The sequence below is a fragment of the Streptomyces sp. NPDC090994 genome (genome assembly GCF_044768905.1).
Classification (GTDB): domain Bacteria; phylum Actinomycetota; class Actinomycetes; order Streptomycetales; family Streptomycetaceae; genus Streptomyces.
Window position 1 is genome coordinate 42,380 of the sequence record NZ_JBIVWS010000013.1, and the last position, 26,813, is coordinate 69,192.

The 26,813-nt window shown below is 71.9% G+C and carries 26 protein-coding genes; 13 read left to right on the forward strand and 13 right to left on the reverse strand.

Going from position 1 to position 26,813, the window contains the following annotated elements; genetic code table 11:
• Positions 1–18: 18 nt before the first annotated feature.
• The 4 genes from ssuE to ACIQR3_RS24750 form a co-directional block, all read right to left on the reverse strand.
• On the reverse strand, positions 19–576 hold the full coding sequence (gene ssuE / locus ACIQR3_RS24735; RefSeq protein ID WP_403542537.1) for an NADPH-dependent FMN reductase: 558 nt from the start codon (positions 574–576) through the stop codon (positions 19–21).
• Between the two features lie 82 nt (positions 577–658).
• On the reverse strand, positions 659–1,750 hold the full coding sequence (locus tag ACIQR3_RS24740; RefSeq protein WP_403542539.1) for an LLM class flavin-dependent oxidoreductase: 1,092 nt from the start codon (positions 1,748–1,750) through the stop codon (positions 659–661).
• Positions 1,747–3,120 (reverse strand): NtaA/DmoA family FMN-dependent monooxygenase, encoded by a 1,374-nt coding sequence (locus tag ACIQR3_RS24745; RefSeq protein WP_403542542.1) that lies wholly within the window; start codon positions 3,118–3,120, stop codon positions 1,747–1,749. Before ACIQR3_RS24745 ends, ACIQR3_RS24740 begins: the two co-directional genes overlap by 4 nt.
• A 26-nt stretch (positions 3,121–3,146) precedes the next feature.
• Complete coding sequence (locus ACIQR3_RS24750; RefSeq protein ID WP_403542544.1) at positions 3,147–4,358, reverse strand: LLM class flavin-dependent oxidoreductase; 1,212 nt, start codon at positions 4,356–4,358, stop codon at positions 3,147–3,149.
• Positions 4,359–4,890: 532 nt separating this feature from the next.
• On the opposite strand from ACIQR3_RS24750, the gene ACIQR3_RS24755 reads away from it, so the two are divergent.
• The 9 genes from ACIQR3_RS24755 to ACIQR3_RS24795 all read left to right on the forward strand — a co-directional run bounded on the left by ACIQR3_RS24755 (position 4,891) and on the right by ACIQR3_RS24795 (position 12,274).
• Positions 4,891–5,823 carry an AraC family transcriptional regulator gene (locus ACIQR3_RS24755; RefSeq protein ID WP_403542545.1) on the forward strand — a complete coding sequence of 311 codons (933 nt, stop codon included), beginning with the start codon at positions 4,891–4,893 and terminating at the stop codon, positions 5,821–5,823.
• A gap of 92 nt (positions 5,824–5,915) precedes the next feature.
• Positions 5,916–6,539 carry an NAD(P)H-dependent oxidoreductase gene (locus tag ACIQR3_RS24760; RefSeq protein WP_403542548.1) on the forward strand — a complete coding sequence of 208 codons (624 nt, stop codon included), beginning with the start codon at positions 5,916–5,918 and terminating at the stop codon, positions 6,537–6,539.
• 101 nt (positions 6,540–6,640) lie between these two features.
• Entirely contained in the window at positions 6,641–7,693 is a 1,053-nt protein-coding gene (locus ACIQR3_RS24765) for a Rieske 2Fe-2S domain-containing protein (RefSeq protein ID WP_403542549.1), read from the forward strand.
• The gene (locus ACIQR3_RS24770) at positions 7,690–7,854 is read left to right on the forward strand and encodes a hypothetical protein (protein WP_215172189.1); all 165 of its coding nucleotides are present in this window, start codon (positions 7,690–7,692) and stop codon (positions 7,852–7,854) included. Before ACIQR3_RS24765 ends, ACIQR3_RS24770 begins: the two co-directional genes overlap by 4 nt.
• A complete protein-coding gene (locus ACIQR3_RS24775) occupies positions 7,851–8,786 on the forward strand; it encodes a PDR/VanB family oxidoreductase (protein WP_403542552.1) in 936 nt (311 codons plus the stop codon). The genes ACIQR3_RS24770 and ACIQR3_RS24775 overlap by 4 nt, the downstream gene beginning before the upstream one ends.
• A gap of 135 nt (positions 8,787–8,921) precedes the next feature.
• A complete protein-coding gene (locus ACIQR3_RS24780) occupies positions 8,922–9,890 on the forward strand; it encodes an ABC transporter substrate-binding protein (RefSeq protein WP_403542555.1) in 969 nt (322 codons plus the stop codon).
• Positions 9,887–10,660 (forward strand): ABC transporter permease, encoded by a 774-nt coding sequence (locus ACIQR3_RS24785; protein WP_403542558.1) that lies wholly within the window; start codon positions 9,887–9,889, stop codon positions 10,658–10,660. Before ACIQR3_RS24780 ends, ACIQR3_RS24785 begins: the two co-directional genes overlap by 4 nt.
• Positions 10,657–11,433 carry an ABC transporter permease gene (locus ACIQR3_RS24790; RefSeq protein WP_403542559.1) on the forward strand — a complete coding sequence of 259 codons (777 nt, stop codon included), beginning with the start codon at positions 10,657–10,659 and terminating at the stop codon, positions 11,431–11,433. The genes ACIQR3_RS24785 and ACIQR3_RS24790 overlap by 4 nt, the downstream gene beginning before the upstream one ends.
• A gap of 25 nt (positions 11,434–11,458) precedes the next feature.
• Positions 11,459–12,274, forward strand: coding sequence for an ABC transporter ATP-binding protein (locus ACIQR3_RS24795; RefSeq protein WP_403542561.1), 816 nt, complete (start codon positions 11,459–11,461; stop codon positions 12,272–12,274).
• On the opposite strand, the gene ACIQR3_RS24800 is transcribed toward ACIQR3_RS24795, so the two are convergent.
• The 7 genes from ACIQR3_RS24800 to ACIQR3_RS24830 form a co-directional block, all read right to left on the reverse strand.
• The gene (locus tag ACIQR3_RS24800) at positions 12,246–14,399 is read right to left on the reverse strand and encodes a discoidin domain-containing protein (protein WP_403542562.1); all 2,154 of its coding nucleotides are present in this window, start codon (positions 14,397–14,399) and stop codon (positions 12,246–12,248) included. The genes ACIQR3_RS24795 and ACIQR3_RS24800 overlap by 29 nt on opposite strands.
• A 93-nt stretch (positions 14,400–14,492) precedes the next feature.
• The gene (locus ACIQR3_RS24805; protein WP_403542563.1) at positions 14,493–16,073 is read right to left on the reverse strand and encodes an alpha-amylase family glycosyl hydrolase; all 1,581 of its coding nucleotides are present in this window, start codon (positions 16,071–16,073) and stop codon (positions 14,493–14,495) included.
• A gap of 34 nt (positions 16,074–16,107) precedes the next feature.
• Entirely contained in the window at positions 16,108–16,971 is an 864-nt protein-coding gene (locus ACIQR3_RS24810) for a carbohydrate ABC transporter permease (RefSeq protein WP_403542565.1), read from the reverse strand.
• Positions 16,968–17,921 carry a carbohydrate ABC transporter permease gene (locus ACIQR3_RS24815; RefSeq protein WP_403542567.1) on the reverse strand — a complete coding sequence of 318 codons (954 nt, stop codon included), beginning with the start codon at positions 17,919–17,921 and terminating at the stop codon, positions 16,968–16,970. Before ACIQR3_RS24815 ends, ACIQR3_RS24810 begins: the two co-directional genes overlap by 4 nt.
• Before the next feature lie 3 nt (positions 17,922–17,924).
• Positions 17,925–19,274: an ABC transporter substrate-binding protein gene (locus ACIQR3_RS24820; RefSeq protein ID WP_403542569.1), complete on the reverse strand. Its 1,350-nt coding sequence runs from the start codon at positions 19,272–19,274 to the stop codon at positions 17,925–17,927.
• Between the two features lie 130 nt (positions 19,275–19,404).
• Complete coding sequence (locus ACIQR3_RS24825; RefSeq protein WP_403542570.1) at positions 19,405–20,400, reverse strand: LacI family DNA-binding transcriptional regulator; 996 nt, start codon at positions 20,398–20,400, stop codon at positions 19,405–19,407.
• 94 nt (positions 20,401–20,494) lie between these two features.
• The gene (locus tag ACIQR3_RS24830) at positions 20,495–21,160 is read right to left on the reverse strand and encodes a hypothetical protein (protein ID WP_403542572.1); all 666 of its coding nucleotides are present in this window, start codon (positions 21,158–21,160) and stop codon (positions 20,495–20,497) included.
• A gap of 231 nt (positions 21,161–21,391) precedes the next feature.
• Here ACIQR3_RS24830 and ACIQR3_RS24835 point away from each other — a divergent pair, with 231 nt between their 5' ends.
• Both ACIQR3_RS24835 and ACIQR3_RS24840 read left to right on the forward strand, forming a co-directional pair.
• Positions 21,392–22,048, forward strand: a complete 657-nt coding sequence (locus ACIQR3_RS24835) for a helix-turn-helix domain-containing protein (protein WP_403542573.1) — start codon at positions 21,392–21,394, stop codon at positions 22,046–22,048.
• Positions 22,049–22,465: 417 nt separating this feature from the next.
• Positions 22,466–22,696 carry a hypothetical protein gene (locus ACIQR3_RS24840; RefSeq protein ID WP_403542575.1) on the forward strand — a complete coding sequence of 77 codons (231 nt, stop codon included), beginning with the start codon at positions 22,466–22,468 and terminating at the stop codon, positions 22,694–22,696.
• A gap of 6 nt (positions 22,697–22,702) precedes the next feature.
• Here the strand turns inward: ACIQR3_RS24840 and ACIQR3_RS24845 are convergent, their stop codons facing one another.
• Both ACIQR3_RS24845 and ACIQR3_RS24850 read right to left on the reverse strand, forming a co-directional pair.
• Positions 22,703–23,386 (reverse strand): 4'-phosphopantetheinyl transferase, encoded by a 684-nt coding sequence (locus ACIQR3_RS24845; protein ID WP_403542577.1) that lies wholly within the window; start codon positions 23,384–23,386, stop codon positions 22,703–22,705.
• Positions 23,383–24,291: a metallophosphoesterase family protein gene (locus ACIQR3_RS24850; RefSeq protein WP_403542579.1), complete on the reverse strand. Its 909-nt coding sequence runs from the start codon at positions 24,289–24,291 to the stop codon at positions 23,383–23,385. The genes ACIQR3_RS24845 and ACIQR3_RS24850 overlap by 4 nt, the downstream gene beginning before the upstream one ends.
• Positions 24,292–24,593: 302 nt before the next feature.
• Between ACIQR3_RS24850 and ACIQR3_RS24855 the strand changes: the two genes are divergently transcribed.
• Positions 24,594–25,739: an ATP-grasp domain-containing protein gene (locus ACIQR3_RS24855; RefSeq protein WP_403542580.1), complete on the forward strand. Its 1,146-nt coding sequence runs from the start codon at positions 24,594–24,596 to the stop codon at positions 25,737–25,739.
• 87 nt (positions 25,740–25,826) lie between these two features.
• Positions 25,827–26,804 carry an STM4015 family protein gene (locus ACIQR3_RS24860; RefSeq protein ID WP_403542582.1) on the forward strand — a complete coding sequence of 326 codons (978 nt, stop codon included), beginning with the start codon at positions 25,827–25,829 and terminating at the stop codon, positions 26,802–26,804.
• Positions 26,805–26,813 lie beyond the last annotated feature (9 nt).

Consider the following 26,813-nt stretch of genomic DNA (forward strand, 5'->3'; position numbering starts at 1 on the left):
AGGGCCGGCTCGCCCCGCTCATCCGGCGGCCGCCAGGAGCGTCGTACGGCCGCCCAGCGCGGCGGAGAACGCGTCGGTGACCTGTGCCAGCGCCTCGGCGGAGCCGGGTGCGACGGTGAGCGTGCCGTCGTCGCCGACCGTGATGTCCTTGTCCAGGGTGAACCAGCCGGGGGTGATGTGGGCGGGGCCCATGGAGTTGAGGACGGGGCGCAGGGCGTAGTCGAGGGCCAGGACGTGGGCGGTGGTGCCGCCGGTCGCGAGCGGGAGGACGGTCTTGCCGGTCAGCGCGTACTGGGGCAGCAGGTCGAGGAGTGACTTCAGCAGGCCGGAGTAGGCGGCCTTGTAGACGGGCGTGCCGATCACCACGCCGTCGGCCTGTCCGAACAGGGCGGTGGCCTCGGTGATCGCCGGGTGGGCGAAGTCGGCGTGCAGCAGGGCCTCGGCGGGGAGGGTGCGCACGTCGAGCGGGATCACGTCGTGTCCCTGCGCGGTGAGCCGGGCGTCGAGGTGGCGCAGGAGGCGTGCGGTGCGGGAGGTGGCGGAGGGGCTGCCGGAGACGGACAGGATGGTGGCCATGGGGGACCTTTCGCTTCGTCGGCTCGGGTGCGACTCGGGTGCGGGTGGCGGTCACGCGTGGCCGCGGCCGCCGTCGGGAAGGTCAGCGGCGGGCGGACTCCTCGGTGAGCGGTGGCGCCGGCGGCACGGGCCCCCACGGGAACGGCGGGTCCGGGATCTCGCGGCGCAGTACGGGGGCGACCTGGGACTGGAACAGCTCCAGGGAGGCGCGGTGCCGGGCGGCCGGCAGCCCGCCCGCGTCGGCGTGCAGGTGGAGCACGGTGTGGCCGAGCCGCTCGTGGTAGCGGTGCACCTTGTCGATGACCTGCTGGGGGCTGCCGATCAGGGCGGAGCTGCGTTCGGCGAAGTCCTCCAGGGTCTCGAAGACGACGGGCAGCCCCGCCTGCCGGGAGAAGGCCAGACCGGCCTCGAAGACCGGCCGGTAGGCGGCCAGCGCCTCCTGGGAGGTGGGCGCCACGTGGACGCCCGCCGTGCCGGCGCCGATCGCGATGCCGGCCGGGTCGTGGCCGTAGTGCTCCCAGCGCTCGCGGTAGTGGCGGACCAGCTCGGCGTAGGGCTCGACGGGGTGGGTGACGTTGGCGGAGAACAGCGGGTCGCCGTGGCGGGCGGCCAGGTCGACCGACTCCTTGCTGGTGGCGCTGCCGTGCCAGACGCGGACGGGCCGCTGGAAGGGCCGGGGCCACACCTCGGCGTCCGTCAGCGGCGGACGGAAGCGGGTTCGCGCGGTGACCTTGTCCTGGCGCCAGATCCGCCGGAAGACCTCGTAGCTCTCGGCGTTGCGCTCCCACTGGTCCTCGGGGGTGACGTGGAACAGCTCGCGCTGGGCGGTGCCGTTGCCCTTGCCGATGATCAGGTCGAGCCGGCCCTCGGAGAGGTGGTCGAGGGTGGCGTAGTCCTCGTAGGCGCGGACCGGGTCGAGCAGGCTCAGGGTCGTCACCGCGGTGAACAGGCGGATGCGTTTCGTCAGCGCCGCCACATGGCTCAGTACCACGGTCGGCGAGGAGGAGATGAACGGCCGTTCGTGCCGCTCCCCCACTCCGAAGCCGTCGAAGCCCAGCTCCTCGGCGAGCACGGCGTCGCCGAGGACCTCGCGGAAACGCTCGTGGGTCGATTTCCGTACGCCGGTGACCGGGTCCGGGCGGTGCGCGATCAGGGTGATGGCGATGAACCTCACGACGCCACCCGCTCACCGCGGACGTCGGCCGGGTGCGCCAGGCCCAGGTGGTCGCGCAGGGTCGTGCCCTCGTACTCCGTGCGGAACACGCCCCGTTCCTGGAGCAGCGGGACCACCTTGTCGGCGAACTCGTCCAGCCCGCCCGGGGTGATGTGCGGGACGAGGATGAAGCCGTCGCTCGCGTCGGCCTGGACGAGTTCGTCGATGGTGCGCGCGACGGTGGCCGGGGAGCCGACGAAGTTCTGCCGGTTGCCGGTGTTGATGACCAGGTCGCGGATGGACCAGCCGTGGGCGGCGGCCAGTTCGCGCCACTCACGGGCGGTGGCCAGGGGGTCCCGGTACATGCGGACCTGGGCGCGGCCCTGGGAGATGTGCCGGCCGCCGACGTCCGGGTCGATGTCGGGCAGGGGCCCTTCCGGGTCGTACGCCGACAGGTCCCGGTTCCAGACGAACTCCAGGTGTCTGATGGCGGTGGCCCCGCTGACCTGCTGCCGGCGCACCTCGCGGGCGAGTTCCTCGGCGTCCGCGTCGGTGTCGGCGAGGACGAAGGTCGCGGCGGGCAGGATGAGCAGCTGGTCGGGGCGGCGGCCGTACCTGGCCAGGCGGGACTTCACGTCCGTGTAGAAGGCCCGGCCCGCCTCCAGGGTGCCGTGCCGGCTGAAGACGGCGTCCGCCTCCGCGGCGGCGAACTCGCGGCCCTCCTCGGAGTCCCCGGCCTGGAAGATCACCGGGCGGCCCTGCGGGGAGCGCGGGACGTTGAACCGCCCGTGGATGTCGAAGTGCTGTCCGGTGTGGGCGAAGGCGCCCGCGTCGGCGTCCCGCAGGAAGGTGCCGGTGGTCCGGTCGGCGAGGATCTCGTCGCCGTGCCAGGAGTCGAAGAGCTCGTGCGCCGTGGCCAGGAACTCCTTGGCGCGGGAGTAGCGCTCCTCCTGCGGCAGGAAGCCGCCGCGGCGGAAGTTCTCGCCGGTGAAGGCGTCCCAGGAGGTGACGACGTTCCAGGCGGACCGTCCGCCGGAGAGGTGGTCGAGGCTGGCGAACTGGCGGGCCACCTCGTACGGCTCGTTGAAGGTCGAGTTGATGGTGCCGGTCAGTCCGAGGTGTTCGGTGACGGCGGCGAGCGCGGCCAGGACGGTGAAGGTGTCGGGGCGGCCGACGACGTCCAGGTCGTATATGTGCCCGCCCTGTTCGCGGAGCCGGAGCCCCTCGGCCAGGAAGAGGAAGTCGAACTTGGCGCGTTCGGCGGTCCGGGCGAAGTGCGCGAAGGAGCTGAACTCGATGTGGCTGCCGGCCCTCGGGTCGCTCCACACGGTGGTGTTGTTGACGCCGGGGAAGTGGGCGGCCAGGTGGATCTGCTTCAGGGGCTTGGTCATGGCGCTGCGGTCTTCCTTCCGGCGGCTCAGGCTGCCGCGTGACGGTTGGCGGGGCGGGGCAGGCCCAGCAGGCCGCGCAGGGTGCCGGCCTCGTAGGCGCGGCGGAAGACGCCGCGTCGCTGGAGTTCGGGGACCAGCCCGCGGGTGATCGCCGGGAGGTCGTGCCCGGCGACGGCGGGCCGCAGCCGGAAGCCGGACAGCCCGGCGCCGCGCAACTCCAGGAGCAGATCCGCCAGTTGGGACGGTGTCCCGGTGAAGACCAGGGCGTCGCTCGTGTACGGCTGTCCCGCGAGCGCGTCGAGCCGTTCCCGGCGTGCCCGCGCGGTGGCCGGGTCGTCGTCGAGGAAGACCACGAGGTCGCCGAAGACGTGCAGCGGCTCGGCGGCCCGTCCGGCCGCGTCCTGCTCGGCGCGGATCCGGGCGACGATCGCGCGGGCCTCGTCGGCGTCGTGCGGCGTGACGTAGCCGATGTCGGCGGCGCGGGCCACGAGCCGGTACGGGACGGTGTCGTGCGCGAGGGCGGTGACGACCGGCTGGCCCTGCGGCGGACGGGGCGTGATGGAGGGGCCCCTGACGCTGAAGTGCCTGCCCTCGAAGTCGATGTAGTGCAGCTTGTCCCGGTCGATGAAGCGGCCGGTGGCGGCGTCCCGGATCTCGGCGTCGTCCTCCCAGCTGTCCCAGAGGCGGCGCACCACCTCCACGTGGTCGGCGGCCTCGTCGAAGAGGTCGGTGACCAACTCCTGGGCGTCCGGGGCGTCGTAGGAGTCGATGCGCGGGATCGTACGGCGGCCGAAGTGCGCGGCCTCGTTCGGCCGGGCGGTGATCTGCACGCGCAGGCCGGCCCGGCCGGTGCTGACGTAGTCGAGGGTGGCGATCGCCTTGGAGATGTGGAACGGCTCCGTGTGGGTGGCGATCACCGTCGGCACCAGGCCGATGTGCCGGGTCAGCGGTGCGACGCGGGAGGCGATGAGGACGGCGTCCAGGCGACCGCGTACCTGGTCGGTGCGGTGGTCCGGGTCGAGGAAGTGGGACGACTGGAGGCCAAGGCCGTCCTCGATGGTCACGAAGTCGAGGAGCCCGCGCTCGGCCTCCGCGACCAGGTCGGCCCAGTAGGCGGCGGTGAACAGGTCCCGGGGGCGGGCCACCGCCTCACGCCAGGAGGCGGGATGCCAGCCGGTGCCGTCCAGGGCGACGGCGAGGTGCAGGAGAGAAGGGGGAGAAGGGGGTGTTGAGGACACGAGTGTGCGCCTTCCTGGAAGACCATGACGAGAACGCCCTCGCCCGGGGGCGGCACGGCGGTGAGGGAACGGGTCAGGAACGGCAGAGCGCGCCGGGCACCCGCCGCGACAGCGCGTACGGGACGACCTGCTGCGGGTGTGACGGCGCCGGGCGGCGGCGCGCGAAGACGGAACCGACCCGCGACGGGGTCACTGAAGGAGAAAGGGGCCGGTCAGAGGGCCCGCTGCCGGGTCAGGCGCAACACGCGGCCGACCACACCCGACCGAAGTCGATGTGATCGCGCGAGACCAAGCGCCGCTGGGCAGTCATGTCGTCAATTCAGCAGTACGTCCCGCTGTTCGTCAAGGAGCGCCCGGATACCGGAACCGCGCCCGCTCGTCGCAGCGTGCCCCCGCGGGTGGCCGGCTGGTCGGGGGCGAGAGCGGGAGAAGGGGTGGCGCTGCCGCGCACGACGCCCGCACCGGAACGGCGGGCGGGACGATCACGCAGGGCAAAAGGCGATACGCCTGCGCCAACGTCTAACATCGCCCCATGGATGTCTTCGGAGACATGTTCCGTAGCGTGCGGGCGCAGGGGTCGTTGTTCGGCAGCTCGACCGTCACCGCTCCCTGGGCGTTGCGGTTCGTCGACGGCGCACCGCTGACGCTGTGCACCGTCCTCGAAGGATCTGGGTGGATCCTTCCGGAGGGGCTCCCGCCCGAGCACCTCACCGCCGGTGAGACGCTGATCCTGCGCGGCCCCGCACCGTTCTCCTTCGTCGACGAGATCGGCACCGCCGCCGAACCGATCGAGTGCGGGGAGAGCTGCGCGACGCCCGATCAGGGCGGAACCCGCCACCGGCTGGGCTGGCACGACGCCGCTCCCGGCGACTCGGAACACGCGACGACGCTGGTCACCGGCGCTTACCCGGTCCGCGGCGAGATCGGTCGGCAACTGCTCGACGCGGTGCCCGATGTCCTGCGCATCGCGGGCGACGGCACGGTCGACGCCGTGCGGGCCCTCTTGGCCGCAGAGGTCGCCGTCGATGCTCCGGGCCAGCAGATCGTGCTCGACCGGCTGCTGGACTGGATGCTGGTGTGCTCCCTGCGCGACTGGTTCGACCGGCCCGGCGGCAACCCCCCAGCCTGGTACACCGCACACCGTGACCCGGTCGTCGGCCACGCGCTGAAGCTGCTGCACGAGCAACCGGCCGCGCCGTGGACGGTCTCCTCCCTGGCCAGAAGGGCTGGGGTGTCACGCGCCACCTTCGCGAAACGCTTCGCCGACCTGGTGGGCGAGCCGCCGCTGACTTTCCTCACCCGCCGGCGCATGATGATCGCGGCCGACCTCATGCGGGAACGGAGGACGGCGACCCTCGCGGAGATCGCCCACGAGGTCGGTTACTCGGACGCCTTCGGCTTCAGTGCCGCGTTCAAACGGGTCCGCGGCGTCAACCCGACGGAGTTCCGGCGTGAACTCGTCTAGGGCCTGTCGACCGGCACGCGGTAGACGAACGGACAGGTTCTTCGGCTCCTTGCCCATGGGATCGTACGGCCCGGTCAGGTTGCCTGGAGGTCATGAGCGAGAACACCCGTCGCACGCCGCGAACCTTGCTGATCACCGCGAACCCGGACCCCCGGTCCTTGACGCATCATGTGTCGGCCAGACTCGCGTCGGCCCTGCACCCCCTGCCGGTCGAAGTGGCCGACCTGCACCAGGAGCAGTTCGACCCCAGGTACGGCCCGGCGGACCGCCGTGCGTACCAGGAGGGCGGCGACCACCCGTCCGACGTCGTCCGTGAACACCGTCGTCTGGAGCGGGTCACCGACGTCGTTCTGGTCTTCCCCGTGTACTGGTGGTCGATGCCGGCGCTGCTGAAGGGGTGGATCGACCGGGTCTTCGTCAACGGCTGGGCCTTCGAGTATTCGGCGGACTCAGGGCTGCGCCCCAAGCTGCAGCAGCTCACGATCCATCTGCTGCCCGTCGCGGGCAGCGATCCTGGCCTGTTGGAGCGGCACGGATACGAGAAGGCCCTGCGGACGCAGATCGAGCACGGCATCGTCGACTACTGCGGAAGCCGCCGCGGCGCCACCGCCTTCGTCTACGAATCCGAACTGCCTTCCCCCGCGGCCACGGCGGAGAAGGTCGAGCGCGCGGTGAGCATGATCAGCGCGGCTGTCCGGGCTCCCGCCCCCACGTAGCGATGTCTCCGGTCCTCCTTCCGTGAGGCGGAAGACGTGTTGCGGCGCGGCAGCGCGCTTCCGGACGATGCCATCACAGCAGACGGACGGGAGCCGCAACGATGCCTCACACCACCGCCTTCGCCAGGAACCAGTGGTACGTCGCCGCCTACGCCCACGAGGTCGGGCGTGAGCTGCTCGGCCGGACCGTGCTCGGGGAGCCGCTCGTGCTGTACCGGACCGCGGAGGACGGCACGCCGGTCGCCCTGCACGACCGCTGCGTGCACCGCCGCTACCCGCTCTCCGAGGCCCCGACCCGGCTCGACGGCGACCGGATCGTGTGCGGCTACCACGGGTTCACGTACGACACCACCGGCACCTGCGTGTACGTGCCGGGGCAGAAACGGGTGCCGCGCACCGCACGCGTCGCCTCCTACCCGGTGGCCGAACGCGACTCGCTGGTGTGGGTGTGGATCGGCGACCCGGCGCTCGCCGACCCCGGGGCCGTGCCGCGCGCCCGGCACCTGGACTCCCCCGGCTGGGTCACGGTCCGCGGCATGGAGCCGATCCACTGCGACTACGGGCTGCTGGTCGACAACCTCCTCGACCTGTCCCACGAGACGTATCTGCACGGCGGTTACATCGGCACCCCCGAGGTCGCCGAGACGCCGATCACCACGGAGGTCGACGAGGGCGCCGGGATCGTCCGGGTCAGCCGGCACATGGACGACGCCGAGTGCCCGCCGTTCTACGCCAAGTCGACCGGCGTCCGCGGCCGGATCGACCGGTGGCAGGACATCGAGTACCACGCGCCCTGTCTGTATCTGCTGCACAGCCGCGTCGCCCCGGTGGGCGTGCGGCCGGAGGCCGACGGCAGCGATCCGCACGCCTTCCACACCGAGATCACGTATGCCATCACCCCGTCGGGCGACGGCGAGGTGTACGACTTCTGGGCGGTCTCCCGGGACTGGGCGACGGACGACGCGGAGGTCACCGAGTTCCTGCGGAAGAACAACCACACCGTCGTGATGCAGGACGTCGACGCGCTCAACCTGCTCCAGCGCGCGCTGGGCGCCGAGCGGGCCGGCTACCAGGAGCTGAGCATCAACATCGACACCGGCGGCCTGGCCGCCCGCCGCATCCTGGCCCGGCTGGCCGAGGAGGGTGACGCGTGACCACCGGTGAGGTGTACCGCGTCGACTGGCTGCCCGGCACCGACGTCCTGCACGGCACCTGTCACTGCGGCGCCGAGCACACCGCCGAGGACCCGGTCGCGATGTGGGAGTGGATGCTCGCCCACCCGGACGGACACGATCCCCGAGGAAACGGTTCATGACCCTGTACGAAAGCGAACTCGTCGTCGCGGACGTCCGGCCGGCGGCCGACGGCGTGCTGGCCCTCAGCCTGCGCCACTCGCTCGGCGGACCGCTGCCCGCCTGGGAGCCCGGCGCGCACATCGACGTCCTCCTCGGCCCGGGGCTGGAGCGGCAGTACTCGCTGTGCGGCGACCCGGCCGACCGGGAGGCGTGGCGGATCGCCGTGCTGCGGGAGGGCGCCGGGCGGGGCGGATCGGCGTACGTGCACGAGCACCTGGGCCGGGGCGGCACGGTGCGGGTGCGCGGGCCGCGCAACCACTTCCGGCTGGAGCCCGCCGCCCGCTACCGGTTCATCGCCGGCGGCATCGGCATCACCCCCCTCCTGCCGATGCTGGCCGCCGCCGAACGGGCGGGCGCCGACTGGTCGTTGCTGTACGGCGGACGCAGCCGCCGCTCCATGGCGTTCACGGGGGAACTGGCGCGCTACGGCGACCGGGTCACCCTCGCCCCCGAGGACGAGACCGGGCTGCTGGACCTCGCCTCCGTGCTGGACGGCGTACCGGACGGCACCCTCGTCTACTGCTGCGGTCCCGGTCCGCTGCTCGACGCGGTGGAGGAGTGGTGCCCGCCGCGCGTCCTGCGCACCGAGCGGTTCCGGCCCAAGGAGCAACTCCCTTCGGCAGACGGCGCGTTCGAGGTCGTCCTCGCCCGCAGTGGCCGCACCGTCGCCGTCCCGCCGGACGTCTCCGTCCTCGACGCCGTGCGCGCGGCCGGCGCCGAGGTGCTGTACTCCTGCGCGGAGGGCACCTGCGGCACCTGTGAGACGGACGTGGTCGAAGGCGTCCCCGACCACCGGGACTCGGTGCTCACCGAGGAGGAGCGGGCGGCCGGGGAGACGATGCTCATCTGCGTCTCCCGCTGCCGGGGAAGGCGGCTCGTCCTGGATCTGTGATCTGCCCCCAGCCACTGTCAACAAAGCTGTCAACACTTAGTGAGTGCACGGGCATTGACCGTCACTTCCCCTGGGCCCTACGTTCCCGCTCAGCACGTTCGTGCTGTTCGCGCACACACTCTCACAGGGGGAGTCATGCGTCGTCTGCTCGTCGGCCTCACGGCCGTTTCCGTTCTGGTCGTCGCGACGGCCTGCGGCTCGTCCGGCTCCGGGGGGTCCGACGGCTCCGGCGCCTCCGGCTCCACCACCTCCGTCAAGGTGGGCCTCATCCCCATCGTCGACGTCGCCCCGCTCTATCTGGGGCAGAAGAAGGGCTTCTACGAGAAGCACGGCCTGAAGCTGTCCCTGACCCTCGCGCAGGGCGGCGCGGCGATCGTGCCGGGTGTGACGAGCGGTCAGTTCCAGTTCGGGTTCTCCAACACCACGTCGTTGCTGATCGCCCAGTCCAACAACGTGCCGGTGAAGGCGGTGGCCAACGGCATCGCCTCCACCGGTGAGGAGGGCAAGGACTTCGGCGCGATCACCGTCAAGGGCGACAGCCCGGTCAAGTCGGCGAAGGAACTGGAGGGCAAGAAGGTCGCCATCAACACGCTGAAGAACATCAACGAGACCGCGGTGCGGGCCTCGGTCGGCAAGGCGGGCGGCGACCCGGACAAGGTGGACTTCGTCGAGCTGGCCTTCGACCAGATGCCGGCCGCGCTGGACGGCGGGCGGATCGACGCGGCGATGGTGGTGGAACCGGCGCTGGCCACCATCAAGAGCCAGGGCGGCCGGGAGATCGCCTCCTCGATGGTGGACATCGCCCCCGACCTGACCGTCGCCATGTACTTCACCTCCACCCAGTACGCGCAGCGGAACCCGGAGGTGGTGAAGAGGTTCCAGGACGCCACCGCCGAGTCGCTCGCCTACGCCGACTCCCACCCCGACGAGGTCCGCGAGATCGTCACCACGTACACCAAGATCCCCCCGGACGTGCTGGCGGAGGTCACCCTGCCGAAGTGGCCGGCCGAGGCGAACCGTGCCTCCATCGAGGCGCTGGCCGAACTGGGCCGGGAGGGCGGCCTGTTCGAGCAGGAGCCCGACCTGGACGAGCTGCTGCCGTGAAGGGGGCGAACGCCGCGCTGGGCGCGGCCGGGCTCGCGGCCTTCCTCGCCCTCGGTGAGGCAGTGCCGCGGCTCGGCCTGGTGAAGGAGGAGTACTTCCCGCCGACCAGCCGGATCGCGGACGCGTTCGTCACCGAGGTCACCGACGGCTCCTTCTGGACCGCCCTCGGCGACACCCTCACCGGCTGGGCGCTGGGCCTGGCGATCGCGGTCGGCGCCGGCATCGTCGTCGGGGTCCTGCTGTCCGTGGTGCCGCACCTGCGCGAGGCGACCGCCTCCACGATCGAGTTCCTCCGCCCGATCCCGTCCGTCGCGCTGATCCCGCTCGCCGTCCTGCTCTACGGCACCGGACTGCGCTCGGTGCTGCTCCTGGTCGTCTACGCCTCCTTCTGGCAGGTGCTGATCCAGACCCTGTACGGCGTCCGGGACGTCGACCCGGTGGCGGAGGAGACGGCACGGTCGTACGGCCTGGGGGCGTGGGCGCGGGTGCGGCACGTGCTGTGGCCGACCGCGCTGCCGTACGTGATGACCGGGGTGCGGCTGGCGGCGGCCGTGGCGCTGATCCTCGCCGTCACCGCCGAACTGGTCATCGGCGCACCGGGGCTGGGCGCGCGGATCGCGGTGGCGCAGACCTCGCAGGCGGTGCCGGAGATGTACGCGCTGATCGTCGTCGCCGGTCTGCTGGGGCTGCTGATCAACGTGGGTGCCCGGTCGGTGGAGCGGCGGGCGCTGGCCTGGCACCAGTCGGTACGCGGGGAGGTGGCGGTGTGAGGACGGTGCTGCTGCGGCTGGTGTTCACGCTCGCGCTGCCCGCGGTGCTGGTCGCCGTGTGGTGGGTGGCGTCGGACGGCAGCCGGGACGTGTACTGGCCGCCGCTGCGGACCATCGTCACCGCGTTCCCGGACGTGTGGACGGGCGAGCGGTGGCGCGGGGACGTGCTGCCCAGTGTGCTGCGGCTGCTGGCGGGCTACGCCCTGGCGGCCGTGGTGGGGGTGGCGCTGGGCACGCTGATCGGGTCGTACCGGCGGGTGCGGGCGGTGTGCGAACCGGTCCTGGAGTTCCTGCGGGCGGTGCCGCCGCCGGTGCTGGTGCCGGTGATCATGCTGTTCGCGGGGATCGGCGACACCATGAAGATCGTCGTCATCGCCGCCGGTTCGGTGTGGCCGGTCCTGCTCAACACGGTCGAGGGCGTCCGCGCGGTCGACCAGGTGATGGCGGAGACGGCCCGTTCCTACGGCATCTCGGGCGTGGCGCGGCTGCGTACCGTCGTGCTGCCGTCGGCGAGTCCGCAGATCTTCGCGGGGCTGCGGCAGGCCCTGTCGATCGGCATCATCCTGATGGTGATCAGCGAGATGTTCGCCGCGAGCAACGGGCTCGGCTTCACCGTCGTGCAGTTCCAGCGTTCGTTCGCGATCCCCGACATGTGGACCGGCATCCTGCTGCTCGGTCTGCTGGGTTTCGTGCTCTCGGTCCTCTTCCAGCTGGTCGAGCGGCGGGTGCTCGGCTGGTACCACGGTTCGCGCGCCGCCTCCCGGCGGCCCTGAGCCCCAGCTCCCGAAAGGGCGGTCCATGCTCGACGTACGCGGCCTGCGGAAGGTGTACGAGGGATCCGGGCGCCGGATCGAGGCGGTGCGCGATCTGACGTTCACCGTCGAGGCCGGTGAACTGGTGTGTCTGGTCGGGCCCTCCGGGTGCGGCAAGACGACGCTGCTGAAGTGCGTGGGCGGGCTGCTCGCGCCGACGGGCGGCGAGGTGATGCTGGCCGGGCGGCCGGTGCACGGGCCGCCGCCCGGGATGGCGTTCGTCTTCCAGGAGTACGGGCGCAGCCTCTTCCCGTGGATGCGGGTCGGCGAGAACGTCGGACTTCCCCTGAAGCAGAAGAACATGGCCAAGGCGCGGCGCCGGGAACTGGTCGCGGACGCGCTCGCCTCGGTGGGTCTGGCGGACGCGGCCGGCGCCTACCCGTGGCAGCTCTCCGGCGGGATGCAGCAGCGGGTCGCCATCGCCCGGGCGCTGGCCTACGAGCCCGACGTGCTGCTGATGGACGAGCCGTTCGCGGCGGTGGACGCGCAGACCCGCGCCGACCTGGAGGACCTGGTGCGGCGGCTGTGGCGGGAGCGCGGGGTCACCATCCTGTTCGTCACCCACGACATCGACGAGGCCGTGTACCTCGGCGAACGGGTCGTCGTCCTCTCCGCCTCCCCCACCGTGGTCCGTGAGCAGCTCACGGTGGATCTGCCGGCCGAGCGCGACCAGGTGCGCACCCGCGCCGCCCCGCGCTTCACCGAACTGCGGACCCATGTGTACGAGCAGATCCAGGCGGCGAAGCGCGGGGCGGCGGCCGGTCGGCCGGAGGTCACGAAAGGTACGCCTCCACCTCGCTGAACTGGGCTGCGGGCCAACCGGTGTTGCCGGTGACGTGCAGCCGCAGGTAGCGGACGTCGCCGTTCACCGGCACGGTCACCGTGTTGCCGGTGGCCGGGTCGAACCGGTGGCCCTGTGCGCCCACCAGCGTGGTGTACGCGGACCCGTCGGTGCTGCCCTGCACGGACAGGGTCTGGGTGCGGGCGCCCCAGGCCGCGGACGGCGGCAACTTCAGCACCAGCCGCCGTACGGGCTGCTGGGAGCCGAGGTCGACGGTGAGGGACTGCGGGAAGGCGTTGTTGGCCGACTCCCAGTAGGTGTCCGGGTCGCCGTCGACCGCCTTGCCGGGCGTGTAGACGTCCTGGGAGCCGGTGGCGGTGGCGGGGCGGCCCGCGGCCAGGTTGCGGTCCGGGTCGGGGTCGGGGTTGCCCTGGCCGGGCTGGGGCCAGGTGGAGCAGTCGGCCCAGGTGCTGTCCCAGCCGGAGTTGCCGCCGCCGTCGGTGAGCGTGAAGGTGCCCGAGCCGGCCGGGTAGGGGCAGTTGTAGACGCCCGCGGAGCCGACGCCGGTGGCCGTGACGTCGCGGAAGGTGACGGCGCCCGGGGTCTCGGCCTGGACGACGACCGTACCGACCTTGTTGACGGTCGCCCCGTCGACGGTGGTGTTCTTGGCGGCGAAGCCGCGTCCGCTGCCGGAGACGAACTCGAAGGCGCTGTACGGGCTGTCGGTGACCGTCGTGTCGGTGATCTTCACCTGGGCTTCGATGGCGCTGTCGTAGGAGTCGACCCGCAGGGCGCCCATCGGGTGGTTCCAGTTGGGGTTCATGGCGCCGGTGCGCACGAGGGTGTTGCCGTCGACGGTGATGGTCCCGGAGAGGGGGTGGAAGGGGTCGAGGAACTTCTGGTTGGAGATCGCGATGCCGCTGCCGAGGGCGTTGGTGTCGGAGATCAGGTTGCCGCTGACGGTGATGTCGGTGCCGCCGTAGATCGCGATGCCGTTGGCGAGGTTGGGCTGGGTGATGGTGTTGCCGGTGAAGCTGCTGCCGACGTCGGGCTGGTTGAGCGACCACATGGCGAGCGCGTCGTCGCCCTGGTTGCGCAGGAAGTTGTTCCTGACCTTGACGCCCCGCGCGCTGCCGTTGAGGTTGAGGCCGTCGGCGGTGGTGTCGAGGATGCGGTTGTCCTCGACGACGAGGTTGTCGTTGGTGCCGGTCAGCCAGAGGCCCACCTTGAGGTGCTGGAGCCACATGCCGGAGACGGAGCTGTCCGGGCCGAGGGAGCCGTTGACGAAGTTGTCCGGGGCGGAGTCGACGCGTTCGGTGACCTCGCCGATGACCGCGAAGTCCTTGAGGTGGACGCGGCCCGCGCTGCTCTGCTGGTCGATGAAGCGGGAGCCGCGCACGACGGAGTGCCAGGCGCCCGCGCCCTGGATCGTGACGTTCTGCACGCCGTTGAGGGAGGAGGTGATCCGGTACTCCCCCGGCGGTATCCACACCGTCCCGCCCTGCGCGGCGGCGATGGCGTCCCGGAACGCCTGGGTGGAGTCGCCCTGGCCTGCGGGGTCGGCGCCCCTGTCGGTGACGGAGACGGCACCGGCGGGCTTCGTGGCCGCGGCGGCGACCTGCTCGAAGTCGGCCACGTCCACGGTGACCTGCGTGTTCACCGCCTCGAAGGCGACCTTGTCACCGGCCTGGACGTCCTGGCCGAGCAACAGGCGGGCGTTGTCGTAGAGGTGGTGGGTCTTGGAGCCGGCGATCCAGGGGGTGTCGACGTAGGAGTACTTGGAGGTGACGGGGAGGGTCTTGGTGAGCTTCTGCCCGTTGACGTAGACGTTCATCGAGCCGGACTGGCCGTCGGGGACGCTGTAGGCGACGTTCACGGCGTTGGCGGCGCGGGGCACGGTGAACTCGACGCGCTGCCCGGCGGTGAGGCGTACAGCCTGCCGCCCGGACGCCTCGGAGGCGAGGGTGCCCTGGGTGTGGTCCGGCCCGGTCTTCGTGCCGGTGGAGGCGGCGGCCTCGGCTTCGACGGAGGTGAAGGGGAGGGTGGCCCCGGCGGCGGCCTGAGCGGCACCGGGGGCCAGGGCGACGAGGGTGCCGGCGGCGAGGGCGACGGCGACACCGAGGTGAGCGGATCTGGTGAGGTGCATGTGCGGTTCCCTTTCAAGTGGGGGTCAGGGAAGCGCCCCGTCAGGGGCGCGGGGAACTGCGCGACCAGCCTCAGCCGGTCCGCAGCCGAGCCTCTAGCGCAGCCACACGGCCACGTCCTCGGGCAACCGCCCGTCCGGGTCCAGGGACCCGCTGCGCAGCAGGACACTGGTGTGCGCGGGAAGATCGACGGCCGAGTCCGAGAGATTCACCACGACGGTGACGTCACCACGGCGAAAGGAGAGGACCCCCTCGGGTCCGGGCAGCCAGCTCAGCGCCGCGTCCCCGAAAACCGACCGGACCCGGATCGCCTCCCGGTACAGGGCGAGCATGGAGCCGGGATCACCGTCCTGCCTGTCCGCCGCGTACGCCCCCCACCCGGCCGGCTGCGGCAGCCAGGGGTCGCCGCCGAACCCGGCGTGCGCCGCGTCCGCCACCCAGGGCAACGGCACCCGGCACCCGTCCCGCCCCGGGTCCACCCCGCCCGAGCGCGCGTGCATGGGGTCCTGGATGCGGTCGAGCGGGATGTCGGCCTCGGGCAGCCCGAGTTCCTCGCCCTGGTAGACGTAGACCGCGCCGGGCAGCGCCATCGACAGCAGAGCCGCGGCCCGCGCCCGTCGGGTGCCGAGCACCGGATCCGTGGGCGTACCGAAGACCTTCGCGGCGAAGTCGAACCCGGTGTCCCCGGCCCGCCCGTACCGGGTGACCGTACGCGTGACGTCGTGATTGCACAGCACCCACGTCGCGGGCGCCCCGACCGGCGCGTGCTCCGCGAGCGTGGTGTCGATGGAGGCGCGCAGCCGGTCCGCGTCCCAGGGGCAGGTCATGAAGGAGAAGTTGAACGCGGTGTGCAACTCGTCGGGGCGCAGATAGCGCGCGAAGCGCTCCGTGTCCGGCAGCCACACCTCCCCGACGAAGATCCCGCCGTACTCGTCGGCGACGGCCCGCCAGGCGCGGTAGACGTCGTGGAGTTCGTCGCGGTCGACGTACGGGTGCGGGTCGCGGCCGTCGGTGAAGTCGGGCAGGCCGGGGTCCTTGACCAGCAGTGCGGCGGAGTCGATGCGGACGCCGGCGACCCCGCGTTCGAACCAGAACCGCAGGATGTCCTCGTGTTCCTGGCGGACGGCCGGGTGGGCCCAGTTGAGGTCGGGCTGTTCGGGGGCGAAGAGGTGGAGGTACCAGTCGCCGTCGGGGAGCCGGGTCCACGCGGGCCCGCCGAACTCCGACTGCCAGTCGTTGGGCGGCAGTTCACCGCTCTCGCCCCGCCCCGGACGGAAGTGGAACAGCTCCCGCTCGGGGCCGCCGTCCAGCGCCGCCCGGAACCAGGGGTGCTGGTCGGAGACGTGGTTGGGCACGATGTCGACGATGGTGCGGATGCCCAGCTCACGGGCCTCGGCGATCAGCTTCTCCGCCTCCGCGAGGGTGCCGAAGGACGGGTCGACGGCACGGTAGTCGGCGACGTCGTAGCCGCCGTCCTTCATCGGGGAGAGGTACCAGGGGGTGAACCACAGGGCGTCCACGCCGAGTCCGGCGAGATAGGGCAGGCGGGCCCGGACACCGGCCAGGTCGCCGGTGCCGTCGCCGTCACCGTCGGCGAAGCTGCGGACGTACACCTGGTAGATGACGCCGCGGCGCCACCAGTCGGAGGTGTTCGGGGCAGGGGTGGGCTGTCCCACGGTGCGTGCCTTTCTACGAGGGTGCGGGAGGGCGTCAGCCCTTGGTGCTGCCGGCGCTGATGCCGGCGATGATGTGCCGCTGGAAGACCAGGAACATGGCGACCATGGGGATGCTGGCGATCACCATCGCGGCGATGAGCACGGTGAGCGGGATGTTCTGCGAGAGCTGGACGAGCGCCACGCTGATCGGCTGCTTCCCGGTGTCGGAGAAGACCATCAGCGGCCACAGGAAGTCCTGCCAGACGGCGACCAGCGCGAAGATCGACACCACGCCGAGCACCGGACGCGACATGGGCAGCACGATCGACCACAGCACCCGCAGCTTCCCGGCGCCGTCGATCTCGGCGGCCTCCAGCACATCGCGGGGTATCTGGTCGAAGAAGCGTTTGAGCAGGTAGAGGTTGAAGGCGTTGGCGACGGCCGGCAGCCAGATGGCGAGGGGGTCGTTGAGCAGCCCGAGGTCGGCGACGGTCAGGTACTTCGGGACGACCAGGGCCTGGGTCGGCACCATCAGGGTGGCGAGGATACCGCCGAGGATCACCTTGCCGAAGACGGGCTTCAGCTTGGACAGGGCGTAGGCGGCGGCCGTGCACAGCACGAGCTGGAAGATCCAGGCTCCGGCCGCCTGCACCACCGTGTTCCACAGGTGGGTCGGCAGCTGCATCAGCTCCCAGGCGTCCGTGTAGCCGCTGGTCCGCCACTTCTCCGGCACCAGGGTGGGTGGCGTACGGGCCACCTCGTCCGGCGGCTTCAGCGCGCCGGTCACCATCCAGTAGACGGGGAAGAGGAAGGCGAGCGCGAAGAGCAGGACGGTACCGGTGAAGACGGTCCAGTAGACGGCCCTGCCGCGCGGGCGGGCCAGGACGGCCGGGGAGACGAGGGTACGGGCGGAACTCATGCGTCCTCCCCGTCGGAGCGGGTGAGCCGGAGGTAGCCGGCGGAGAAGACGCCGAGCAGCAGCAGGAGCATGACGCTCAGCGCGCAGGCGCCGCCGAAGTCGTTGTAGAGGAAGGCGTACTTGTAGATGAGGTAGAGGACGGTGACCGTGGAGTTCTCCGGGCCGCCTCCCGTGATCACGAACGGTTCGGTGAAGACCTGCATCGTCGCGATGATCTGGAGCAGCATCAGCATCAGGATCACGAACCGGGTCTGCGGTACCGTGACGTGCCGGACGCGTTGCAGCAGGTTCGCGCCGTCCAGCTCGGCGGCCTCGTACAGCTCGCCGGGGATGGACTGGAGGGCGGCGAGGTAGATCAGGACGGTGCCGCCGAGGTTGGCCCAGGTGGCGACGACGACCAGCGAGACCAGGGCGGTGTCGGCGCCGTTGGACCAGTTCGAGGTGGGCAGGTGCAGGAAGCGCAGGGCCTCGTTGGCGAGGCCGGCGCCCGGGTCGTAGAACCACTTCCACAGCAGGGCGCTGACCACCGGCGGGATCATCACCGGCAGGTAGACCACGACCCGGAAGAACGCCTTGGCGTGCCGGAGTTCGTTGAGGACCAGGGCGAGGACGAAGGGGACCGCGAAGCCGATGAGGAGGGCCAGCGCGGTGAAGGTGAGGGTGTTGCGCCAGGCGTCGGCGAACTCGGGGTCCTGGAAGACCCGGGTGAAGTTGGCGGTGCCGACCCACTCGGCCTCCGCGCCCGGCGTGTACGTCTGGAAGGCGATGACGACCGCGCGGATCGCCGGGTACCAGGAGAAGAGCGCGAAGCAGATCAGTCCGCCGAGGAGGAAGCCGTAGGCGCGGCCCTGGTCGGCGAGGCGGCGCCGCCCGCGGTCCGTGCGCACGGGTGACGCCGGTACCGGGCGGACCGGCACGGCCCCGGTCGGTCGTTCAGCCGTCTTCGTCACCGGTCAGCTCCGGGCCAGGATGCTGTCGATCTTCCCGGAGGCGTCGTCGAGCAGCTGGTCGATGTCGGCGTCCTCCTTGGTGAGGACGGCGGAGACGACGCCGTCGAGGACGGAGTAGATCTGCTGGGCGCTGGGCGGCTCGATCTTCATCTCCAGCTTCTGGTTGCCGTCGAGGAAGGACTGGTAGTTCTCCACCGGGACGTTGGCGTTGGCCTGCTTGACCCGCTGGTCCTCGGCGTCGGCGGCGCCGGTGAACAGCCGGGGTTCGGGCAGGCCGACCGGGGCGTCCTTCGCCTTCGCGCGGGCGTAGTCGCCGAGGAAGCCGTCCCCGGGGGTGAGGAACATGTGGTCGAGCCACTTGAGGCCGGCCCGGATCTGCTCGGGGCTGGCCTTCTTGTTGAACATGTAGCCGTCGCCGCCGATCAGGGTGCCCTGGCCGCCGGGCATGGGCGCGAGGGCCAGGTCCTCGTAGTCGCCGCCCTTCTCCTTGACCAGGATCGGGATGTTGTCGGGGGCGGCGAGGTACATGCCGAGCTTGCCGGAGCCCATCATCTGCTGGACGTCGTTGATGACCAGCAGCTGCTTGCTGCCCATCGAGTCGTCCTTCCAGCGCATGTCGTGCAGCGTCTGGAGGACGGCGTGCCCCTCGGGGGTGTCGACGGTGGCCTTCTTGCCGTCGGCGCCGACGACGTCGCCGCCGCGCGAGTACAGCTCGGCGGTGAAGTGCCAGCCGCCCTGGTTCTGGGCGCTGTAGTCGGCGTAGCCGACGGTGCCGTCGCCGAGGGCGGCGATCTTCTTGGCGGCGGCGCGGACCTCGTCCCAGGTGACCGGCGGCTGGTCCGGGTCGAGGCCGGCCTTCTCGAAGAGTGCCTTGTTGTAGATCAGGCCCATCGAGTAGCCGGTGCGCGGGATGCCGTAGACCTTGCCGTCGACGGTGTAGATGTCGCGCAGCTGCTGCTGGAGGGTGTCGTAGCTCTTCAGTTCCTCGACGTACGGGGTGAGATCGGCCGCCTGGCCGATGTCGACGACGTGCCGGGCGTCGGTGAAGTACGTGTAGAAGACGTCCTCCATCTGGCCGCCGGCGAGCTTGGCGTCGAACGTCTTGGGGTCCTGGCAGGGGAAGGCGTCGTGCGGGACGACGTCGATGTCCGGGTTGGCCTTCTCGAAGGCGGCGACGTCCTCCTCGAAGAAGGCCCGGTCGACCTTGGCGCTCTTGGGCGGCATGCAGTTGACCGTGATGCGGGTCTTGCCGCTCGCGGACTCGTCGTCGCCGGACCCGCAGGCGGAGACGGTGAGGGCGAGCGAACAGACGCTCAGCGCGGCAAAGGTACGGCGGAACCCGGTGCGTGACATCGGTGACCCCTCAGGACAGGAGCGGTGGGCGCCGCACACTCAAGCACCCGCACCAGCACGGTGCAAGATGTCACGCAGGATTTGCAATTATTCGACAAGGAGGTGGATCTCCGGGACTCGCGCCGGCATGTCAGACGCGGAGAGCCTGCGCGGTGGAGCCGCGCACCACCAGTTCCGGTTCGAACAGCAGTTCCTCGGCGGCCACGGACCGGCCGTTGATCTGCGCGCTGAGCAGCTCCACGACGGCCCGGCCCATCGCCTCGATGGGCTGCCGGACGGTGGTCAGCGGGGGTTCGGTGCAGTTCATCAGCGCGGAGTCGTCGTAGCCCACGACGGAGATCCGTGACGGCACGTCCAGCCCCTTGCGCCGGGCGGCCCGCACGACACCGAGGGCGAGGATGTCGCTGGCGCAGATGAAGCCGGTGACACCGCGGTCGATCAGCCGGGAGGCCGCCGCGTGGCCGCCCTCGATGGAGAACATCGCGTGGGCCACGTACTCGTCACGCACCTCGCCGACGGCCCGGGCTGCGGCCAGCTTGCGCCCCGAGGGGAGGTGGTCGGCGGGGCCGAGCACGAGGCCGATCCGCTCGTGGCCGAGCGAGGCCAGGTGCCGCCAGGCCTGTTCCAGGGCCACGGCGTCGTCGCAGGAGACGCCGGGGAACCCGAGGTGTTCGATGGCCGCGTTGACCAGCACCACCGGGATCTTGCGGTCGGCGAGCCGCTCGTAGTGGCCGTGCGGCGCGTCGGCCTGGGCGTACAGGCCGCCGGCGAAGACGACGCCGGAGACCTGCTGTTGCAGCAGCAGGTCCACGTAGTCGGCCTCGGAGACGCCGCCCTTGGTCTGCGTGCACAGCACCGGGGTGAGGCCGAGCTGCGCCAGGGCACCGCCGATGACCTCGGCGAACGCCGGGAAGATCGGGTTCTGCAGCTCGGGCAGGACCAGGCCGACGAGCCGGGCGCGCTCGCCGCGCAGCTGGGTGGGCCGCTCGTAGCCGAGCACGTCCAGGGCGGACAGGACCGCCTGCCGGGTGGCCTCGGAGACCCCGGGCTTGCCGTTGAGCACCCGGCTGACCGTGGCCTCACTGACCCCGACCTTCTTCGCCACCTCAGCAAGTCGTCGCGTCATGCGCGCAAGAATAGCGCAAGTAATGCAAGCGGTTTGCGTAAAGCGGTGCCGGGGCGTCGCCCCCGGTGCCGGAGCATCGGCGTGAGGCCGGCGGTCAGTCCGCGGCCGGGACCACCCTGAGGTGGGTGGCGCCGGCCCGGGCGCGGCGCTCGCGGGACGGGGTGCGCCGGGCCTGACGCGGCACCAGGGTCAGCCGCCGGTAACCGAGTTCCTCCAGCGAACGGGAGGTCTCCACGACGACGCGGCACTCGGCGGCGGTCCGGCGGGCGTCGGGGTGGCGCAGCGGCCGTACCGTGCCGTCGTGCTCCACGGCCTCCTCGCCGACCGCGCGGATCCAGTGCGGCAGGCCCTGCCGGTAGGCGGCCTCCATGATCGGGTCCTGGGCGATGTCGCGGCGGATCGCCTGGAGCACGTGGTCGTGGCCGTGGCACTCGATGGCCGAGGCGAAGTGGGCCAGCATCGGCAGGCACCAGCGCGACTCGTGCTCGGCCTCGCCGAGGACCGCGGGCGCGTCCGGGTGGAAGAGCACGTAGCGGAGGAAGTTGTCGTCGGGCATCGCCGTCGGGTGGGGTCCGGCCTCGCGGAAAAGTGTCCGGAACGCGCCGTTGGCCAGGACCACGTCCCAGCGGTGGTCGACGACGAACGAGGGATGCGGGACGGCGTCCAGAAGCGCGGCGTAGTCGTCCAGGTACGCCTGGGCCTCGGGAGTCACGGGGGCGGGCCGCGGTGCCGACCGCTGTCCGCCTGCCTGAAATGCCATCGGGAGGTCACCCCTCTTGCCTATGCGGCCTTCACGCGGCGCCCCGATCCTGCTGCTCGGACGCAAGGCATGTCAACTATCGTGGCATTTCATGACCGTTGACGGCCGAAATTGGCCACAGTTGTGGCGACGTCTGGATGTCAGTTCGAACGAGGGCTACTCTCCGGGAAGTTCACGGCAACCGCTTGTGCGTGGCCTGTGGGTCCGGTGAGAGACGTAGGAGATCTGTCGGTGGCGGGTGACTTCGAGGGTCCGGGCACCACGCAGACGGCAGCACTGCCGTCCGTGCTCTCCCGCGTCGCCGCGCTCGCCGACCGGCTCGGCGTACCGCACGCCGAGGTCTTCGACACCGCCCGGCTGTCCGCCGCCTCCGGGGTGCCCGAGTCCGTGGTCAAGGCCCTGCTGGGCGGCCGGGCGGCCGGGGAGCCCGATGTGCAGGCCCGGTTCGTGCAACGCCTCGACCTGTTGCGGCGCACCCGGCTCAAACCCAACGGCCGCAGGTACACCCAGCAGGAGATCGCCGACGGCGCCGGGATGTCACGCCAGCAGGCGGGCGCGCTCATCAACGGCGACCGGCGGCCCACCATGGAGCACTGCGACGCCCTCCAGCGCTTCTTCCGGGTGCACGCCGGGTTCCTGACGGCCGAGGACCCGGAGGCACTGGCCGGTGCCCTGCAGCGCACCGAGCAGGAGCTGTTGCAGCAGCTCGCCGACCGGGAGCGGGCGGCGACCGAGGCGGCGGACGACCCGCTGGAGCGGCTGTTACAGGACCACGGCGTGCGCGGAATCGCCTGGCGGGCCGCACAGTTGCCCACCGACCAGCACCGGGACAAGGTCGCCGAGTGGCTGGACATGCTCCTGGAGAGCGTCAAGCGGCCCGAGGCGTGAGACCGGGAGCGGACTGGGCACCGGGCGGCGGATGCGCCGCCGGTGCGGCCGGCTGGTGGCGGAGCTGACCCCGCCGGTGCCCCCGCCGGCCGGTACGCGCAACTGTGCGGGCGATGAGCCGGCGCCGGGGCCGCCCGGTGCTGTTTCCGCCGACCGCGAGGCGGCGGGCTCCGGCCTGCTGCCGGCCGGCAAGTGCCGCAGCCGGCCGGCGGGTTCGCCGTCGCGGGGGCCGGTACGGCGGAACCGTCCGAACGGGGCGGATCGAGGGGTCGTCGGGGTGTCCCGGGGGCGGCGCGGGCCGAGCCGTGCGCCGGCGCCGTGCGCCGTTCGGCCGGATTGTCAGTGGGCGGCGGCAAGCTGGTGGGGTGCCGCCCGGCGGGGCGGCGCGTCCGACGCCGATGTGGGGAGAGCCGACCGATGACCACCGCCGTGCTGACCGACCGGGAACGCGCCGCCGTCCAGGCCTATCTGCGCCTGCTGCACACCGTACGGGCCGCCTTCGACACGCACCCCTCGGGCACGCCGGGTCCCCCGATCGTCCCGCCCGGCGTCCTCGCGGAGGCCGAACGGGCGCTGCGCGACGCGGGGCTGACCGGGAGCGAGGAGGAGTTCTTCCGGCTGCTGGCGAGCTGGTGTTCCGAGCCCTGACGTCCGTCAGACGGGCGGCGGTACGGTGACGGCGGTGACGAGCAGGCCGTCCCGCGCGGCCCAGCGGCCGTCGAAGCGGTCCAGCCGCCGCTCCCCCACCCGGGGCCCCGGCACCAGCAGCGCCGCACGGAAGGCGCCGCGGCCCTTGCCGCCGGGGTCCTCGGTGAACTCGATGTCGGCCTCGGAGAAGTCCAGCCACGTGCCGGTGAGGGGGAACCACGCCTTGTAGACGGACTCCTTGGCGCTGAACAGCAGCCGGTCCCAGTGCACATGGGGCCGCTCGGCGGCCAGCCGGTCCAGCCGCGCGGCCTCCGCGGGCAGCGCCACGGCGGACAGCACCCCCTCCGGGAGCGGCCCGTCCGGTTCGGCGTCGATGCCGACGGAGGCCAGGTCGGTGGCGCGGACCAGCGCGGCGGCGCAGTAGCCGTCGCAGTGGGTCATGCTGCCGACCAGGCCGGACGGCCAGCGCGGCGCGCCGCGTTCGCCGTTCAGAATCGGCTGGGGCGGCACGCCGAGGCGGGCCATGGCCCGGCGGGCGCAGGAGCGTACGACGGTGAACTCCCGGCGGCGCTTGGGCACCGCGCGGGCCACGAGCGGCTCCTCCTCGGGGTGCAGCGGCGTGTGTCCGGCGGTGTCGTGGCCGTGCGCCTCCTCGGCGGCCACCGTCTCGGGGAGCACCTCCTCGATCACCGGAACCCGCCCTTCGTGCCCGTGCCGTGGCCGCCGTCCGCGCCGCCCGCACCCGTGTTCTCGTACGGCCGGATCAGCCGCAGCTGCCCGGGCGGTCCCGACCGTCTGCGCCACTCCCGGGGGTAGCCCACCGAGACCTCCTCGAAGCGGACGCCCTCGTGCCAGGTGGTGCGGGGGATGTGGAGGTGGCCGTAGACCATGGTGTCGACACGGAAGCGGCGGTGCCAGTCGGCGGTCAGCCGGGTGCCGCACCACATGGCGAACTCGGGGTGCCACAGGACCTCGGTGGGGTGCCGGTCCAGCGGATAGTGGTTGACCGGGATGACGGGCAGGCCGTCCGGCAGCGCGGCGAGCCGTGCCTCGGTCTCGGCGACCCGGGCCCGGCACCAGGCCTCGCGGCTCGGGTAGGGGTCGGGGTGCAGCAGGTATTCGTCGGCGCAGACGATGCCGGTGCCGTGCGCGTAGGCCAGCCCCTCGTCCTTGGTGGCGCAGCCGTCCGGCAGGAAGGAGTAGTCGTACAGGAGGAAGAGCGGAGCGACGGCCACCGGGCCGCCCGGGCCGTCCCAGACGGGGTAGGGGTCCTCGGGTGTCGTCACGCCGAGTCCGCGGCAGACCTCGACGAGGTGCGCGTAGCGCTCGGTGCCGCGCAGGGTGACGGAGTCCTTGGGGTGGGTCCACAGTTCGTGGTTGCCGGGGGCCCACACGACACGGCGGAAGCGGCCGGCGAGCGTGCCGAGCGCCCAGCGGATGTCCTCGACGGTCTCCGCGACGTCACCGGCGACCAGCAGCCAGTCGTCGTCCGAGGCGGGGCGCATGGCCTCGACCAGGGCCCGGTTCTCCTCGTATCCGATGTGCAGGTCGCTGACGGCCCACAGTTGTCCGGCGCCACCGGCCGTCGACGTCACCTCTCGCCCCTCCGTACGCTCCGGCGCCGTACGCCCGCCCCCGCGGACCCGGCCGGTCGACCCCACGAGATCACACGGCGGGCCGGGGCGACAAGACCGGCCGGTCCGGCCACGCGCTCGTGGCTGGGCCGCCGTCGATCCTTAACACGCGCGTTGCACGGGGCCGCCCCCGAACCCCTATGATCGCCCCAACACCACCGCCCCTGACTCCCCCTTCACGCGGAGCGGCTCGGTGTCCCTTTTCTCCCTTGGCCGGGCACGGCCGGCTGTGCCCTGCCCGCTTACCGTGGAAGGCGGCCTGCATGGTCTCTCGCGTACGCGTCTGGCTCAACCGCACGTACGCGGAGAACGTGTTCTTCATGGATCAGCTGCGGAGAAATCCCGGCGACCGGGCCGTCGAGATCCATGCCACGCACGGCGACCCCGACTCCCCCGTCCTGGCCGCCGCCGACACCGCCGAACTGGAGCCGGAGAACCTGTCCCCGGCGGCGTACGTGGAGTTCGCGCTGGACCAGTGCCGGCGGCGCGGCATCGACGTGTTCGTGCCCCGGCTGCACCAGACGGCGATCGTGGCGCACCGCGCCGAGTTCGAGGCGGCCGGTACGGCGCTGCTCGCCCCGCCGCCCGAGGCGGTGGCCGTCTTCCGGGACAAGGTGATCGGCTACGAGGCGGCCCAGGCGGTCGGCGTTCCGGTACCGCCCTGGTGGCGGGTGCGGACGGCCGACGAACTGGTCGCGGCGGTGGAGGAGCTGGAGGAGCAGGGGCACCGCGCGTGCTTCAAACCGGCGTCCGGCGCGGGCGGGGTGGGCTTCCGGGTGATCACCCGCAACCCCTTCTCGCTGGTGCACCTGAGCGGTTTCCCGTCCCCCTACGTGCCGCTGGACCTGGCGGTGGCGGCGGTGCGGGCGGCGGACGAGCCGGTCGACTGGCTGGTGATGCCGCGCCTGGAGGAGCCGGAGGTGTCGGTGGACTGCCTCACCGGCACCGACAACCGGGTGCGCATGGTGGTGGGCCGCACCAAGAACGGCCGCCGTCGCGGGTTCACGCTCGACGAACGCTGGCTGGAGCCCGCGCGGCGGGTCGCGGAGGGCTTCGGGCTGCACCACCTGTCCAACATCCAGTTCCGGATGTACGGCGAACGTCCGGTGCTGATGGACGTCAACACCCGTCCGGCGGGCGGGCTGCACCAGTTGTCGCTGTGCGGGATCAACGCCCCGTGGGCCGCGGTGCGGCTCGCGCTCGGTGACGACCCGGGCGAGATCGTGCCGCCGTTCCTCGGCCAGGACTACACGGTGGTGTCCGGGCCGCGTCCGCTGCTGCCGGTGCCGCTGCCGCAGCGGCCCCCGGAGGCCCCGGCGCCTGCGGTGGCGGTCCAGGCCCGCCCCGTGGAGCCCCGGCCCGCCCCGGCCGCGGGCCACGTCACCGGGGTGTCCGGGCGTTCCGTGTAGAAGGAGTGGGCGCCCCGAGGTGACGGGTTGTCAGTGGCCGCTGCTAGAACAGTCGTGCCCTGACCGACCGTCATCTCTAGGACCGCCATGGAACTCCCGGCCGACGTGCCCCTGCATCCGCGCAGCCCCTACCATCTGAGCCACTTCCACGGGCTGCCGGTGTTCGACTTCCCCGAGGCCGGTGAGGACCGGCCGCTGCCGGACGACCCGGGGTCCGTGGCGTGGCGCCTGCGGTGCGGCGAGCGGGCCGAGAACGAGAACCCCGGCGACTACTGGAACCGGTTCGTGGCCACCGCGCCGCTGGGCTCGATCCGCGCGCTGCTCGTCGGCAGCCCGTGGTACGGCTTCGACGGGGGCCCCATGGGCGAGGACATCGAGGCGCTGAGCGACCGGCTGACCTCCCTGGAGGCGCTCTTCCTCGGCGATGTCGAGATGGAGGAGAGCGAGGTCTCCTGGATCGAGCAGTCCGACGTCGGCGCCTGCCTGCGGGCCTATCCCGGTCTGCGGGAGCTGGGCGTGCGCGGCAGCAACGGCCTGGAGTTCCCCGCCCTCCGCCACGAGGGGCTGCGCACCCTGCGCTTCGAGGCCGGCGGGCTGCCCGCCGAGGTCGTGCGCGGCGTCGCCGCCTCCGACCTGCCGAACCTGGACTGCCTGGAGCTGTGGCTGGGCGTCGAGGACTACGGCTGTGACGTGACCGTGGCTGACCTGCGGCCGCTGCTGGACGGCGACCGGCTGCCCGCGCTGCGCCACCTGGGTCTGCAGAACAGCCTCTTCCAGGACGAGATAGCCGCCGCGGTGGCCCAGGCGCCGGTGGTGGCGCGGCTGGACTCGCTGCGCCTGTCCATGGGCTCGCTGGGCGACGAGGGCGCCGAGGCGCTGCTGCGCGGCCAGCCGCTCACCCATCTGCGCTACCTCGACCTGCACCACCACTACCTCAGTGACGCCATGATGCTGCGCGTGTGGGACGCGCTGGAACCGGCGGGCGTGCGCGTGGACCTGTCCGGCCGGCAGGAGGAGGACGACTGGGACGGCGAGCCCGTCCGTTACACGGCCGTCGCCGAGTGACACCCGCCG